The following is a 16587-nucleotide window of genomic DNA, read 5'->3' on the forward strand; positions in this document are numbered from 1 at the left end:
GTTCATGACAGGCCAAGTTCGTTGTCGATGAATTCCAGAACCTGATCGGCGGTCGCCACCTGCAACCGCTCCACGGCATTGCCGTCGTCCGCCTCCGCCGGCGAGCACATCGCCTTCCACTTCGACAGCAAGGTCTCCAGCCGGGCGGTGACCGCGCCGGAGTCCACATCCTCGACGACGACGGCCGACAGGCTGTTCTCCAGCCTGACCAGCTCGTTGAGGACGGGGTGGGGCCGGGGTACGCCGGGGCCCTGGGCGCCCGGCTCACCGTCCGGTGAGAGCTCCTGGCGCAGATGCTCGGCCAGCACCGCCGCCTCCGGGTGGTCGAAGACGAGGGCCGCGGGCAGCCGCAGTCCGGTGGCCGCGGCCAGCCGGTTGCGCAGCTCCACGGCGGTCAGCGAGTCGAAGCCGAGGTCCTTGAACGACGCGTCCGGCTGCACCACACCCGGATCGGCGTGGCCGAGCACCGTGGCCGCCTGGGTACGCACCAGGTTGAGCAGCAGTCGGTGTTGTTCGGTGGACGGCAACCCTCGGAGTCGGCCGGCCCAGTCGGTGGTCTGTCCACCGGCGGCCGCCGTGGGCCGGGCCCGCCCGCTGCCGCCGACGGTGGCGAGGGCCCGCAGGGGGCGGGGAGGGCGCCGGGAGTCTGCGCGGCGAGGGAGCCGGTGTCCAGGTGGAGCGCCAGCAGATGCGGATGGCCGTGGTGGCAGGCCGCGTCCAGCAGCGCCAGCCCCTCCTCGGTGCTGTTGGCCTTGATGCCCAGACGGCCGATCCGGGCCAGATCGGCCTCGGCCAGCCGCGCGGTGAGACCACTGGTGGCCGCCCAGAGTCCCCATGCCACCGACAGCCCGGGGAGCCCGGCCGCCTGACGGCGGGTGGCCAGGGCGTCGCAGAAGGCGTTGGCGGCGGCGTAGTTGGCCTGGCCGGGGGTGCCGAGATCGGAGGCGAAGGAGGAGAACAGGACGAACATGCCCAGCCGCAGATGCGCGGTGGCGGTGTGCAGTTGGGCCGCCGCCGCGGCCTTCGCCGCCCAGGCTCGCGCCAGCCGCTTCGGATCCTGCGAGGGCAGCATGGCGTCGTCCAGCGCCCCCGCCGCGTGCACGACACCGGTCAGGGGGTGCGCCGGGTCGATGCCCGCGAGGGCCTCGGCCACTTGGGCGGCGTCGCCGATGTCGCAGGCGGCGATACGTACGTCGGCGCCCAGGTCGGTGAGGTGGGCCAGCAGCTCCGGTGCGCCGGGGGCCTCGGGCCCGCTGCGGCTCACCAGCAGCAGATGGCGGATCTTCCAGGCGCGGACGAGGTGCTCGGCGACGTGTCGGCCGAGGGTGCCGGTGCCACCCGTGATGAGCACGGTGCCCTCAGGATCCACGGGGGCAGGGACGTCCAGCACCAGCTTGCCGGTGTGCTTGGCCTGACTCAGATACCGCAGCGCCTCACGCGCCCGGCTCAGCGGCCACGCCCGCACCGGAGGAGGCTCCAGCAGTCCGGAGGCGAACAACTCGCCCAGCTCCCGCAGCATTTGGCCGATGCGATCCGGACCGGCATCAGCGATCAGGTCGTACGCGTGATAGCGGACCCCGGGATAGTCCGCCGCGATGCGCTCCGGGTCGCGGACATCGGTCTTGCCCATCTCCAGCAACCGGCCGCCCTCGCGGAGGAGGCGGAGCGAGGCGTCCACGAACGGCCCGGCGAGGCTGTTGAGCACCACGTCCACACCCTGGCCGCCGGTGGCTCCCCGGAGCGTCTCCTCGAAGTCCAGATCGCGTGAGGAGGCCCGATGCGCCTCGTCGATGCCCATCGACTCCAGCACCGCATGCTTCCCCGGACTCGCCGTGGCGTAGACCTCCGCACCCAGATGCCGCGCGATCCGCACCGCGGCCGTCCCCACACCACCGGTCGCGGCATGGATCAGCACCCGTTCACCCGCCTGGAGCCCGCCCAGCTCCACGAGCCCGTACCAGGCGGTGAGGAACACGACGGGGGCCGCGGCTGCCTGCCGGAAGGTCCAGCCGTCAGGGATGGGCACGACCGTACGGGCGTCCGCCACGGCCAGCGGGCCGAACGCGCCCTCGAACAGGCCCATCATCCGGTCGCCCACCGACACATGGGTCACCTCGGGGCCGATCTCCCGCACCACACCGGCGCCCTCGCTGCCCCCGAACACCGCGTCCCCGGGGTACATCCCCAACACGATCAGCGCATCACGGAAGTTGAGGCCCGCCGCGTGGACGTCGATCCGCACCTGGCCCGCCCGCAGAGGTTCCAGCACTTCCGGGCACGCCACCGGCCGCACGCCGTCCACCGTCCCGGCGCCCTCCAGCCCGAGCCGCCACGCGGACCGCCCCACCGGGGCCGCCAGGCCCCCGCTTCGCGCGGCGCGCACCAGCCGGGGCATCAGCGCCCGCCCCGCGCGCAGCGCCAGCTGCGACTCGTCCATCTCCACGGCGTGCGCCACGGCCTCGGCCACGAGGCGGGCGGACACCTCGGAGTGCGGGTCGAGATCGAGCAGCAGGAAACGGCCGGGGTTCTCGGCCTGCGCGCTGCGCACCAGACCCCATACCGCGGCCCCCGCCGCATCCACACCCTCGGCCGTGGGGTCAACGCCATCCGCGTCACCCGTCGCGACGGCGCCACGCGTCGTCACCACCAACCGGGCCTCCGCCAAGCGCGGCTCGGCCAGCCAGTCCTGCAGCAGCGCCAGGACCCGTTCCGCCGAGGCCAGACCGTCGGCCGCGATGCCGCCACCCCGCGCGTCCACTGACTTGGCGGGCTCAAGTGCCAATACGACCACGGGGGCGGGCACGCCCGCGTCGAGTGCGCTGATCAACGCCTGCGGACCCGGATGGCATACGGCGGTGGCCCCGGCCGGAACCCTGTCCCCGGGCCCAAGGATCGCCCAGCCGGCGTCATCGGCCGTGTGCTCCGTGGACTGCCCGGCGTCGTCAGTCAGCGCGGGAACGGGCAAGGGAACCCATTCCATGACGAACAGCCCATCCGTGCCCGGGTGTTGGGCCGTACGCAGCTGATCAGGGTCAGCGGATCGCAACACCACCGCGTCGGCACTGAGCACCGGGGCACCGAGAGCGTCCGCCACCGTCACCCGCAGCGTGCGCTCTCCCTCCGCGCTCGGCTCGTACGGAGAGATCCGCACCCGTACCGTGGTCGCCCCGGCCGCCCACAGCCACACTCCGTTCCAGGTGAACGGCAACCACACCCGGCCACCGGCCGACTCGGCGTCGTCGCTCGTGGACCCCTCGGTCAGCAGAACGGGATGCAGCGCGGCGTCGAGCAGCGCGGGGTGGATGCCGAACCCCGTCCGCTCCCCCGCCGCTTCGGGCAGCGCCACCTCGGCCAGCAGGTCAGCGCCGTCCCGCCACACGGCGCGCAGCCCCTGGAAGGCCGGGCCGTACGCATACCCCGACGCCGCGATGTGCTCGTAGAAGTCCACGGGGTCCACCGGCTTCGCGCCCGCCGGTGGCCACGCCCCGCCCAACTCCTCCACCGGCCCGGGGCCCTCGGGAGGCGGGCTCAGTACGCCCTCCGCATGGCACACCCACCCGGCCACCGTGTCGCCACTGTCGTCGGGACGCGAGTACATCCGCACATCGCGTCGGCCATCGGCACCCGGCCCGCCGACGACCACTTGCAGACGCACCCCGCCGTGGGGCGGCAGCACGAGCGGTACCTGAAGCGCCAGCTCCTCCACACCACCGCAGCCGACCTCATCGGCGGCCCGCAACGCCCACTCCACCAGGGCCGTCCCGGGCACCAGGGCCGCGCCCGCCACGACATGGTCGGCGAGCCAGCCATGGGACTGTGCCGAGAGCCGTCCCGTCAGCAGATGGCCCTGGCCGTCGGCGAGCTCCACGGCGGCACCCAGCAACGGATGCCCCGCCGCGACCAGGCCGAGGTCGGTGGGATCGGCACCCCGGCCGCTGCTGAGGCCATCGAGCCAATAGCGCTGGTGCTGGAAGGCGTACGTGGGCAGGTCGACGGTACGAGGCGTGGGATCGGCCGGGAACGCGGCCCTCCAGTCCACCTCGACCCCAGCAACGAACGCCTGACCCAGCGACTGCAGAAGCTGAGCCTGCCCACCGTGATCACGACGCAAAGTGGGCACCGCAACCGCGTCCACACCCACCTGCTCGAACGTCTCCTGCAAACCGAGAGTCAGCACAGGGTGACTGCTGGCCTCGATAAACACCCGATGCCCATCCGCCAACAACGCCTCGACCGCATCGGCAAACCGCACCCGCTCCCGCAAATTCGACACCCAATAACCCGCGTCCAGGACGGAAACGTCCGCCCGCCCACCGGTCACCGTCGAATAGAACGCCACCTCATCCGCCCCACCACCAACCGGACGAACACCACCCAGAACCTCATTCAACTCCCCACGGATCTCCTCCACCTGAGGACCATGCGAGGCATAATCCACCTCGATCAACCGCGCCCGCTCCCCCACCTCCTGACACGCCACGACGACAGCGGCCACCTGCTCCGGCGGACCCGAAACCACCGTGGAAAAGGGCCCATTGACAGCCGCCACGCCCACACCAGCCGCCTGACCGCCAAGCTCCGACAGCAACTGCCCAGCCCGCTCCTGACCCACACCGAGCGACGCCATCGCCCCACCCCCAGCCAGCTGTCGCAACGCCTTACTCCGCAAAGCCACCACCTTGGCGCCGTCCTCCAACGACAGCGCACCCGCCACCACCGCAGCCGCGATCTCACCCTGGCTATGACCCACCACCGCCACAGGACACACCCCATACCCCGCCCACACCGCAGCCAACGACACCATCACCGCCCACAACACCGGCTGCACCACATCCACCCGCCCCAAATCCGCCGCACCCTCCACACCACGCAACACATCCATCAGCGACCAGTCCACATACGCCGAAAGCGCCCGCTCACACTCCCCCACCCGCGCCGCGAACACCGCCGACACCTCCAGCAACTCCGCACCCATCCCCACCCACTGCGAACCCTGACCCGGAAACACCAACACCGGACCCACATCACCCACCAACGCCGCCCCACCCGACTCCACCACACCCAGATGAGACACACCCCCCGCCAACGCCCCCACAGCAGCCGACAACTCGGCCCGGTCACCGCCCACCACCACCGCCCGATGCTCAAACACCGACCGCGTCGTGGCCAACGACCACCCCACATCAACGGACGACAACTCGGACACGCCACCCACCCGCTCAGCCAACGCCGCCGCCTGCCCCCGCAACGCCTCCACACTCCGCCCCGAGAGCACCCACGGAACCGTGCTCACGTCGGAGCAGCCCGGGTCCGTTGGCGCATCGTCCTCAGCCGCCTGCTCCAGGATCAGATGGGCGTTCGTACCGGAGATGCCGAACGAGGAGACCGCCGCCCGGCGGGGTCGTTCCAGGTGGGGCCACTCCACCGGTTCGTTCAGCAGCCGCAGCCCGCTGTCCTCCCAGTCCACATGCGGGGTGGGGACGTCGAGGTGCAGATTCGCGGGCAGTTGTGGGTGCTGGAGCGCCATCACCATCTTGATCACGCCTGCCACACCGGCCGCCGCATGCGTATGGCCGATGTTGGACTTCAGCGAGCCCAACAGCAGTGGTCTGTCGGCGGGGCGGTTCTGGCCGTACGTGGCGGTCAGGGCCTCGGCCTCGATCGGGTCGCCGAGTTTGGTGCCGGTGCCGTGTGCCTCTAGGGCGTCCACATCGCCCGGCGTCAGCCGGGCGTTGGCGAGCGCCTGGCCGATGACGCGTTCCTGGGCCACGTCGTTGGGCGCGGTGAGGCCGTTGCTGGCGCCGTCCTGGTTGATCGCCGAGCCCCGGATCACCGCCAGCACCCGATGGCCGTTGCGCCGCGCCTCCGACAGCCGCTCCAGCACCACCAGGCCGACGCCTTCGGAGAAGCCGGTGCCGTCCGCGTCGGCGGCGAAGGACTTGCACCGGCCGTCCGGGGCCAGCGCGCGCTGCCGGGAGAACTCGGTGAACATGATGGGGGTGGCGAGCGAGGTGACACCGCCCGCCAGGGCCAGGGTGCACTCCCCCTGCCGCAGCGCCTGTACCGCCAGATGCATGGCCACCAGTGAGGCCGAGCATGCGGTGTCCACCGTCACCGCCGGGCCTTCCAGACCGAAGGTGTAGGCCACCCGGCCCGAGATCACGCTGGTGAGTCCGCCCGTGGTGGCGTAGCCCTCGAACCCCTCGGGGATGCGCGGGGCCCGGGACAGATAGTCCTGGCTGGACACACCGGCGTAGACACCGGTGCGGGTCCCCTTGAGCGACACCGGATCGATACCGGCCCGTTCAAGGGATTCCCAGGCCATCTCCAGCACCAGCCGCTGCTGCGGGTCCATGGCGAGCGCTTCCCTGGGGCTGATGCCGAAGAACGCCGCGTCGAACCGGTCCGCTTCGACGAATCCGCCCTGCCGGACACAGCTGGTGCCGTAGTGCTCCGGATCGGGGTGGTAGAGGTTCTCGAGGTCCCAGCCTCGGTCCGTCGGGAAGTCCCCGATCGCGTCGACACCCGAGACGAGCAGGTCCCACAGCTCCTCCGGGGAGGTGACCCCGCCGGGAAAGCGACAGGCCATGCCGACCACGGCCACCGGCTCGTGGGAACGCTCCTCCATCTCGCGCAAACGCAGACGCGTATCGTGCAGATCGGCGGAAACACGCTTGAGGTACTCGACCAGCTTCTCTTCGTTCGCCATGAGGGTCACCCGGCCTTCAGCGATCGTCGCGCCCGGCACATTCAGGACACTCCAAGCTCGTTGTCAATAAACTCAAGGACCTGATCCGCCGAGGCGGACTCCAGCCTTTGGGCCGCGCTCATCTCATCCGTCGGCTGCCGTGGCACCTGCGTGCTCGGCGGGACGATCGCGGTGGGGGTGGCGGCGGTGCCGTCCGAGGTCAGCCGTCGTACAAGGTGGTGGGCGATGCCTTCCGGGGTGGGATGCCGGAAGATCAGGGCCGCGGGCAGCCGCAGACCCGTGGCGGCCGCGAGGCGATCGCGCAGTTCGACAGCGGTCAGGGACTCGAAGCCCAGCTCCTTGAAGCTGGCGTCGGCGCGCACCGCCTCGGCATCGGTGTGCCCCAGCACGGTGGCGGCGTGGTCGCGCACCAGGCCGAGAAGCGTGCGATACCGGTCGAGGGCCGACAGCCGCGCCAGCCGGGCGGCCCAGTCGACGGACGGCGCTTCGGCGGCGGCAGCGGTGCGCCGCCGTACGCTTCCGCCACCGCCGCTGTCGGTGGCCACCCGGCCGGTGTTCAGGGCTCGCAACTGATCGGCCTCGGCGGGGCGCAGCAGCAGCGCGTCGATCGTCAGCACCGGGGCGCCCACGGCGTCGGCGACGACGACCCGCAGTTCCCGCTCGCCCTCGGCGGCCTGGGGACGGGCGGTGAGTCTGACCCGTACGGCGGTGGCCTCGGCCGCCCACAGGGACACGCCACTCGCGGTGAACGGCAGCCACATCCGCTCCCTGTCCGGCTCCGGCCCGGAATCGGGAGGGCCGGGCAGCAGCGTCGGATGGAGCACCGCGTCCAGCAGGGCGGGGTGAATACCGAACCCGTTGGGCTCTCCCGCGGCCTTGGGCAGTTCCACATCGGCCAGCAGATCGGCGCCGTCCCGCCATACCGCGCGCAGCCCCTGGAACGCGGCTCCGTAGGCGTATCCGGATGCGGCGATCCGTTCGTAGAAGCCGTCGGTGTCCACCGGCCGCGCTCCGGGCGGCGGCCATGTCCCGGGCAGCTCCCCCGCTCGGCTCTCCGGTACGGCGGCGCCGAGTACGCCCACGGCATGGCACATCCAGTCGGTGTCCCCACCCTTGCGAAGGGCGTCGTCGGGGAGGGAGTAGACCGCGAGGTCGCGGCGTCCGTCGTCGGCGGACGGGCCCACCACCACCTGGACGCACCGGCCGCCCGTCGCGGGCATCACCAGCGGCAGCCGCAGCGCCAGTTCCTCCACCGCACCGCAGCCCGCCTCGTCGGCCGCCCGCAGCGCCCACTCCATCAGCACGGTTCCGGGGACCAGGGCCACGCCCGCCACCACATGGTCGGCGAGCCAGCCGTGCGTCTGCGGGGAGAGACGTCCGGTCAGCACATGGCCACTGCCGTCGGCGAGTCGCAGCGCAGCGCCCAGCAGAGGGTGGTCCGCGGCGACCAGACCGAGGGCGCCGGGGTCCCCGCCGGTCCCGCCGGGGGTGTCCAGCCAGTAGCGCCGGCGCTGGAAGGCGTACGTGGGCAGATCGACCGTACGAGGCGTGGGGTCGGCCGGGAAGGCAGCCGACCAGTCCACCTCGGCCCCGGCGATGAATGCCCGCGCGACCGACTTCGTGAGCTGTGCCAGGTCCCCGTGGTCACGCCGCAGGGTGGGCACCGCGGCGGCGCCGCTCTCCGCGTGCTCGAAACTCTCCCGCATCGCCATGGTGAGGACGGGATGGGTGCTGGCCTCGATGAACACCCGGTGCCCATCGGCCAGCAGCGCCTGAACCGCCTCGGCGAACCGCACCCGCTCCCGCAGATTCCGCACCCAATAGCCCGTGTCCAGCACGGAGGCGTCGGCCCGGCCACCGGTCACGGTGGAGTAGAAGACAACGCCGGACCCGGACGCCCCGACCGGCTCAACTCCCCCGAGCAGCTCGGTGAGTTCCTCGGCGATCTCGTCGACCTGGGGACTGTGCGAGGCGTAGTCCACCTCGATCATCCGCGCCCGCTCGCCCGCCTCCCGGCAGGCGGCCACGGCAGCGGCCACGTGCTCCGGCGGCCCGGACACCACAGTGGACTCGGGCCCGTTCACCACCGCCACCACTACCGCGGCGGCCAGGTCGCCGAGCCCGGACAGCAGCTCCGCGGCCTGTTCCTCACCTACGCCGAGGGAGGCCATGGCCCCGCCGCCGGCGAGTCGCCGCAGGGCCCGGCTGCGCAGCGCCACGACCTTCGCGCCGTCCTCCAGGGACAGCGCTCCCGCCACCACTGCCGCCGCGATCTCGCCCTGGCTGTGGCCCACCACGGCGGCGGGCCGCACACCGTACTCGGCCCATACGGCGGCCAGGGACACCATCGCCGCCCAGAGCACCGGCTGCACCACGTCCACCCGGCTCAGCTCGGCGGCGCCTTCGGCCCCCCGCAGGACATCCGTCAGCGACCAGTCGACGTGGGGTGCGAGCGCTCGTTCGCACTCCGCCACCCGGGCGGCGAACACCGGCGAGGAGTCCAGCAGGTTGGCACCCATCCCGGCCCACTGCGAGCCCTGCCCGGGGAAGACCAGCACCGGACCCGCGCCGCCTGTGGTGGCCGCCGTGCCCGTGTGCACCACGCCCGGGTGGGTGCCCTCGGACGCCAACGCCTGGAGGGCGGCGGTGAGTTCGTCGCTGTCGTCGCCGACCATCACCGCGCGGTGCTCGAACGCCGTCCGGGTGGTGATCAGTGACCAGCCCACCTCCCGGGGTGACGGCGTGTTGTCGGCGGCCATGCGGGAGGCCAGCTCCCGGGCCTGTCCTCGAAGGGCCTCGGCGCTCCGGGCGGAGAGCACCCAGGGCACCGGCCAGTCGTCCTCGTCCGTCCGCGCCTCGGCGGGTGCGGGTTCCGGCTCGGGCGACTGTTCCACGATCAGATGCGCGTTGGTGCCGCTGATGCCGAAGGAGGACACGCCCGCGCGGCGGGGGCGTTCGTCACGCGGCCACTCCACCGGCCCGGTCAGCAGGCGCACCGCGCCGCTGTCCCAGTGGACATGCGGGCTGGGCGCGTCGATGTGCAAAGTGGCGGGCAGCAGTCCGCGTCGCATGGCCATCACCATCTTGATGACGCCCGCCACGCCGGCGGCGGCTTGGGTGTGGCCGATGTTGGACTTCAGCGAGCCCAGCCACAGGGGCCGGTCTCCGGTCCGCTCCTGCCCGTAGGTGGCGAGCAGGGCCTGGGCCTCGATCGGGTCGCCGAGGGTGGTTCCGGTGCCATGGGCCTCGACGGCGTCCACCTCGAAGGGCGACAGCCGGGCGTCGGCGAGGGCTTGGCGGATCACCCGCTGCTGGGAGGGGCCGTTGGGCGCGGTCAGCCCATTGGAGGCGCCGTCCTGGTTGACGGCCGAGCCCCGGATCACCGCCAGTACCCGGTGGCCCTCCCGCCGCGCGTCGGAGAGCCGTTCCAGGAGCAGCAGGCCGACGCCCTCGCCCCATCCGGTGCCGTCGGCCGCCGCCGCGAACGGCTTGCACCGCCCGTCGGGGGCCAGCCCCCGCTGGCGGGAGAAGCCGGTGAACATGCCGGGTGCGGCCATCACCGTCACCCCTCCGGCCAGGGCCAGCGCACACTCGCCCTGCCGCAGTGCCCGTACCGCCAGATGGACGGCCACGAGCGACGACGAACACGCCGTGTCCACCGAGACCGCGGGCCCCTCCAGGCCGAAGGTGAACGCCACCCGGCCGGACACCACGCTCGGGGTGCCGCCGGTCAGCAGATGGCCGTCGAGCCCCTTGGGCGCCTCGTGCAGCCGGGGGCCGTAGTCCTGGGCCGTCACGCCGACGAACACCCCGGTCGGACTGGCCTGGAGGGCGGTGGAGCGGATGCCCGCCCGTTCGAAGGTCTCCCACGCGGTTTCCAGCAGCAGCCGCTGCTGGGGGTCGGTGGCCAGCGCCTCGCGGGGGCTGATGCCGAAGAACTCCGCGTCGAATTCCGGTGCGTCGTAGAGGAAGCCGCCCTCGTGGGCGTAGCTGGTGCCGGGGCGGTCCTGGTCGGGGTCGAAGAGTCCGGCCAGGTCCCAGCCGCGGTCCCGGGGGAACTCCCCGATCGCGTCGGCGCCTTCGGCCACCAGCCGCCACAGCGCCTCGGGCGAGTCGACCCCGCCCGGGAAGCGGCAGCCCATGGCGACCACCGCGATCGGCTCCCCGGCGTCGCCCGGTGTGGTGGCCGTGGCCGCGGGTGGGGTGGCGGAGGGGCCGGTGGCGGGGGTGGTGTGGGCCCTCAGGTGGTCGGCGACGGCCAGCGGCGTGGGGTGGTCGAAGGTGAGCGTGGCGGTCAAGGGCAGCCCGGTGGCCGCGCCGAGCCGCTCGCTCAGTTCGGTCGCCGCGAGGGAGTCGAAGCCCAGCTCCTTGAAGGTGAGGCTGGGATCGATGGCGCCCGGCGCGGAGTGCCCGAGGACGAGGGCTACGTGCGTCCGCACGGTGTCCAGCGGATCGCGGTGCCACGCCGCGTTGGCAGGCTCGGCCGACTCACCTGTGGGCGGTGCCGGGTCCGGGGCGCCGTCCGTCCCGGTGGCGTGGGTGGCCGGCGCGGTGGATTCGGGTGGGGCGCCGGGCCAGTAGCGGTCCCGCTGGAAGGCGTACGTCGGCAGGTCGACCCGCTTCCGGGGATGCCCGGCGCAGGCCCGGTCCCAGGCCACTTCGGCGCCGCGGACATACGCCTGGGCCATGGCGGTGGCGAAGGTGCGCGCCTCGGGGCGGTCGCGGCGCAGCGCGGCCACGGCGGCCGGGCGCGGCCTCCCGGGGGCCGGTCCCGGCAGTGCGGTGAGGCATTCGCGGGTCATGGCGGTGAGCGGGGCGTCCGGTCCGAGTTCGAGAAAGGTGGTGACACCGGCGTCCAGGAGGGTGTGCACACCGTCCATGAAGCGCACCGCGTGGCGGGCGTGACGGGCCCAGTACTCGGGTGAGGCGAGTTGTGAGGCGGTGGCGAGCCGTCCCGTCACATTGGAGACGACGGGGATGGCCGGTGCGGAGAAGGTCAGTTCCGAGGCGAGCGCACGCAATTCGTCGAGCATGCCGTCCATATGCGGCGAGTGGAAGGCATGGCTGACCTTCAGCAGCCGGGCCTTGCGGCCACGCTCACGCCAGACGGCGGCGGCCGCGTGGACGGCGTCGTGGTCGCCCGAAATCACTACGGACGAGGGCCCGTTGACGGCGGCGATGTCCAGCCGGTCTTCCCATCCGGCGAGCAGTCCGGCGGCCTCGTCCGCGTCGGCCTGCAGCGCGGCCATGGCCCCCTTCGCCGTGACCGACTGCATCAGCCGACCGCGTGCGGCCACCAGAGCGCAGGCGTCGGGCAGGGTGAGCACACCGGCCACATGGGCCGCGGCGATCTCGCCGACCGAGTGGCCCATCACATGGCCGGGGGTGAGTCCCCAGGATTCGGCCAGCCGGTACAGGGCCACTTCGATGGCGAACAGCGCGGGCTGGGTGTACGAGGTCCGGTCGAGCAACGCCGCCCGCGGGGAGGGGGCTTGGGCGGACATCACCTCGTACAGCGGCTCCGCCAGCCGTGCGTCCAGGCAGTCGCACACCTCGTCCAGCGCCGCGGCGAAGACCGGATAGGCGGCATACAGCTCACGGCCCATGGCCGCTCGCTGGCTGCCCTGGCCGCTGAAGAGGAAGGCGAGGCCGCCGTCCACGGCGCTGCCCCGCACCGCTCCGGCGGTCTCCGCGCCATCGGCCAGCGCGTCCAGCCCGCTCAGCAGCTCGTCGGTGTCCTCGCCGAGGAGCACGGCGCGGTGGTCGAAGGCGGTCCGGGTGGTGGCCAGGGAGTGTGCGATGTCGGCCGGGGAGAGGTCGGGGTGGTCCGCCAGATGGTCACGAAGCCGCCCGGCCTGGGCGCGCAGCGCCGCGGGGGTCTTGGCGGAGATCGGCCAGGCCACCACGGGGGGCACAGGGGGCGCGGGGGTGTCGGCCGGTGCGGACGAGGGGGCGGGCGTGGGCACTGGGGCGGGCGCTTCGCCGAGGACGAGATGGCAGTTGGTGCCGCCCATGCCGAAGGAGCTGACCCCGGCGAGCAGCGGCCGGTCCGGGCGGGGCCAGTCGCCGAGCCGGTCATGGACCCGCAGTCCGAGGTCGGTCAGCGGGATCCGCGGGTTCGGAGTGGTGAAGTGGAGGCTGGCCGGGAGCAGTCGGTGCTGGATGCCGAGGGCGGTCTTGAGGAGGCCGACGATGCCGGCGGCGCCTTCGAGGTGGCCCACGTTGGTCTTGGCGGAGCCGACGAGCAGGGGTGTGCCGTCCGTCCGGGCGGTGCCGAGCGCGGCGCCGAGTGCCGCCGCTTCGACGGGGTCGCCGACGGGGGTTCCGGTGCCGTGCAGTTCGACGTACTGGACGTCGTCGGGTGCGACGCCGGCCCGCCGGTGGGCGGTGCGCACCACGTCCTCCTGGGCCGCCGGGCTGGGGGCCGTCAGCCCGTCGGTGGCGCCGTCGTTGTTGACGGCGCCCGCGTGGATGACGCAGTACACCGGGTCGCCGTCGCGTACGGCCGCGGCGAGTGGTTTGAGGAGGACCGCCGCGCCGCCCTCACCACGGACGAAGCCGTTGGCGCGGGCATCGAAGGTGTGGCAGCGCCCGTCCGGGGAGAGCCCGCCGAACTGGGCGGCCGCGGCCGTCATGCTGTCCTCGGTGAGGATGAGGTTGACACCGCCGGCCAGCGCCAGAGCGCACTCCCCGCGCCGCAGGCTCTCGCAGGCCGTGTGGACGGCCACCAGCGAGGACGACTGTGCGGTGTCCACGGTGAGGCTCGGGCCGTGTAGACCGTATCCGTAGGAGACCCGGTTGGCGATGATGCTGCGGTGGACACCGGTCATGGCGTGCCGGGTGGCCGCGGTGGTGTCCCGGCGCAGCAGGGTGGCGTATTCGTCCCAGATGGCGCCGACGAACACACCGGTCGGGGTGTCCTTCAGTGTTCCGGGGCGGATTCCCGCGTCCTCGAAGGACTCCCAGGCGAGTTCGAGCATCAGCCGCTGCTGGGGGTCCATGGCCGTCGCCTCGCGGGGCGAGATACCGAAGAAGGAGGCGTCGAAGGTGTCGACGCGGTCCAGGAAGCCGCCGTACCAGGTCGGGGCGGGCCGGTCGGGGCCGCCGGTGGCCGCGGTGCCGGTGGCCGCGGTGCCGGTCCAGCGGCGGTCGTCCGGCATGGTGGTGACGGCGTTCCCGCCCTGCCGCAGCAGCCGCCAGAAGACTGACGGACTGGGTGCGTGCGGCAGGCGGCAGGCCATTCCCACCACGGCGATGGGCTCCGCTTGCTGAGGTGTCCGGGTGGGCGCGGCGCTATCCATCGCACCCCATATGGCGCTGGGAGAACATCTGCGTGTTCTGGGTCATGGGCGGCACTCCCGCTCCGGATTGATGATCGGTGCGAGCACGTGGCCCATCGTGGGGCGCGGCTCTAAAGCAAGACCAAATAGGCCGCGGCCGGTGACTTTAGAGACGCGTTACCGGAACCCATGACCATCGCTGAGCGGGTGAGCCCTTTATGTGCCCTTGGCCGACCCGATCTCCGAGCACACAGGAGGAGTGCCATGACATCTCCATCGGCCGTGCCGCCAGGCGGCACGGTGTCGGACTACTACAGCTCGCTGGGACCGCTTCTGCAGATGGCGTGGGACGACAACTTCCACTTCGGCTACTGGGACGGCCCGTCCGATACCCGTTCGGTCCAGGAGGCCACCGATCGCTTCACGGATCTGCTGATCGAACGGCTGCGGGTGGGGGCGGGGGACCGAGTACTGGATGTCGGCTGCGGTATCGGGAAACCCGCGATGCGCGTGGCGACCGCCACCGGTGCCGATGTCCTGGGCATCACGATCAGCGAGCTCCAGGTCAAACAGGCGACCGAATCCGCCCGGCTGGCCGGCCTGTCCCACCAGGTGGCATTCCAATACGCCGATGCCATGGCCATGCCTTTCGACGACGCGGCTTTCGATGCCGTACTCGCATTCGAATCGATCAATCACATGGACCGCCCGACGGCGCTGCGGGAGATGGCCCGTGTGCTGGGATCCGGGGGCCGGGTGGTGCTCACGGATGTCACCCCGCCGAGCGACGGCAGTTATCAGCCGGACGCCGATCCCGATGTGGTCACCTCGCTGACCCGGCTGGAGGACTGGCCCGGTCTGATCGATGACGCGGGGCTGGTGCTCGACGAGTTGACCGATGTCACCGAGAACACGAAGGACACCGCCAACCGGATGATCGACGGCATCCTGCGCTGCCGCCGGGAGTTCGAGGCGCGGCACGGGGTCAGCGTCCAGGAGGTGCTGGACACCGCCAAGTCGGCGCTCCCCACCGTGCCGAGCGCCGGCTGCGCCATCGTGGTGGCCCACAAGCCCTGAATCACCAACAAACCTGACGGTTATTCGACATCCCCTTCATGGGTCCCGCGGAGCCGGAATTCCTCGCTCCTCATCAAAGCGGCGACAAGGGGCCCATGATCTCGCAAGATTCGCTTGTCCCGGCCGATGCGATCCGCGTATTCTCATTCGCGGACTGCACCACCTCAAGTGCGGGGTATCCGGACTCCGATCTTCCGGACGTATTGCGAATACCCGCTCCGCACCGTCGAGGACGCCGCCTCGAGGGCGCGTATATCCGGATTCTAGGTGAGGTGGGTAGTCATAGGACTTGCTTACGATGTGGGGCACCCGCCGAAGGCGTCCGATCTTGTCCGTTCTCTGATTCCTCGGCAGGGCCCGCGATAAAAGAGGGGTGAGTAATGGCAGTCGCGAACGGCGTGCGTCAGTGGATCCGGCGGCACCGCCCGTCCCCGCGCAGAGGGGCGCGACCGGACCACTTTCCACACGCAAGCGGCTCAGCAAGCGCCCACTTCCCATCCCCTCCGGGGTCGCCGGACTCCGGGGACGTGACAATTGCCGCGCGCCACCCGGACGGCCCGGGGCGGCGATCCGCGCGGACCACCAGAGCCACCAGAGCCCGCCCCGCACATGTGTGCGCCTCCGGAAGCAGACGGGCATCGCCCTCGAAATCGAGGAAACACCCAGAAAACACCACGGGCACTTCCGGCAAAGGCGCCGACTGTCCCATGACCGCACACGTCGGCGACTCGGATGGGGCACATCGTGCGATATGAGATCATGGGACCTCTCCGGGTGGTAGAAGGAGAGCGGAAATTAACCATCAGGGCGCGGAAGATCGAGGTCCTGTTGACCGTTCTTCTCGTCCGCGCCGATCAAGTGGTCCCGATCGACCAGCTCATCGCGGAGATCTGGGGGGAGTATCCGCCGCGCCGGGCGATCGCCGGGCTCCATGTGTACGTCTCCCAGATCCGTAAGTTCCTGCGCCGGCCCGGCCAGAGCGAAAGCCCCGTTCTCACCCGCCCCCCGGGATATGTCCTGCGGCTGGGCCCCGATCGCCTCGACTTCCACTGCTTCGAACGACTGGTGTGCGAGGGCCGGGATCATCTCAGGGAGCGGCGCTACCAGCAGGCCACGGACACTTTCGAAAGCGCACTCGATCTCTGGCGCGATCCGTTGCTGGATGATGTATGCCATGGGCCGATCCTCGAAGGCTTTCAGACCTGGCTGAAGGAAGCCCGGCTGGAATGCATCGAGATGCTGACCGATTCCCGCCTCATGCTCGGCCGCCATCGTGAACTGGTGAGCGACCTGTACCAGTTGACCACCGAGCATCCTTTGCGGGAGGCACTCCACCGTCAGTTGATGCTGGCGCTCTACCGCTGTGGCCGCCGGGCGGACGCATTGCATGTGTATCAAGCGGCGCGCAAGACGCTCAATGAGGAACTCGGGCTCGAACCGTGCCGGGCCCTGCAGGACATGCAGCGAGCCATCCTCACCTCGGATGACCGGCTGGAACTGCATGTTCCCGCATGAGGAAGA

Annotated in this window: 3 protein-coding genes and 1 pseudogene; 2 read left to right on the forward strand and 2 right to left on the reverse strand. The window is 71.5% G+C overall.

What is annotated here, in order from left to right; translation table 11 throughout:
- Window positions 1-2: 2 nt before the first annotated feature.
- Both CGL27_RS06630 and CGL27_RS06635 read right to left on the reverse strand, forming a co-directional pair.
- Window positions 3-6709, reverse strand: a pseudogene (locus tag CGL27_RS06630) (SDR family NAD(P)-dependent oxidoreductase).
- A gap of 41 nt (window positions 6710-6750) precedes the next feature.
- Window positions 6751-14010 (reverse strand): type I polyketide synthase, encoded by a 7260-nt coding sequence (locus CGL27_RS06635; RefSeq protein WP_240450377.1) that lies wholly within the window; start codon window positions 14008-14010, stop codon window positions 6751-6753.
- Between the two features lie 243 nt (window positions 14011-14253).
- On the opposite strand from CGL27_RS06635, the gene CGL27_RS06640 reads away from it, so the two are divergent.
- Together CGL27_RS06640 and CGL27_RS06645 are read left to right on the forward strand one after the other, a co-directional pair.
- Window positions 14254-15066, forward strand: coding sequence for a methyltransferase domain-containing protein (locus CGL27_RS06640; RefSeq protein ID WP_119985233.1), 813 nt, complete (start codon window positions 14254-14256; stop codon window positions 15064-15066).
- A 744-nt stretch (window positions 15067-15810) separates the two neighbouring features.
- Complete coding sequence (locus tag CGL27_RS06645) at window positions 15811-16581, forward strand: AfsR/SARP family transcriptional regulator (protein ID WP_078647100.1); 771 nt, start codon at window positions 15811-15813, stop codon at window positions 16579-16581.
- Window positions 16582-16587: the final 6 nt, after the last annotated feature.

This window comes from Streptomyces sp. 11-1-2 (assembly GCF_003595545.1).
In the GTDB taxonomy this organism is placed as follows: domain Bacteria; phylum Actinomycetota; class Actinomycetes; order Streptomycetales; family Streptomycetaceae; genus Streptomyces; species Streptomyces hygroscopicus_B.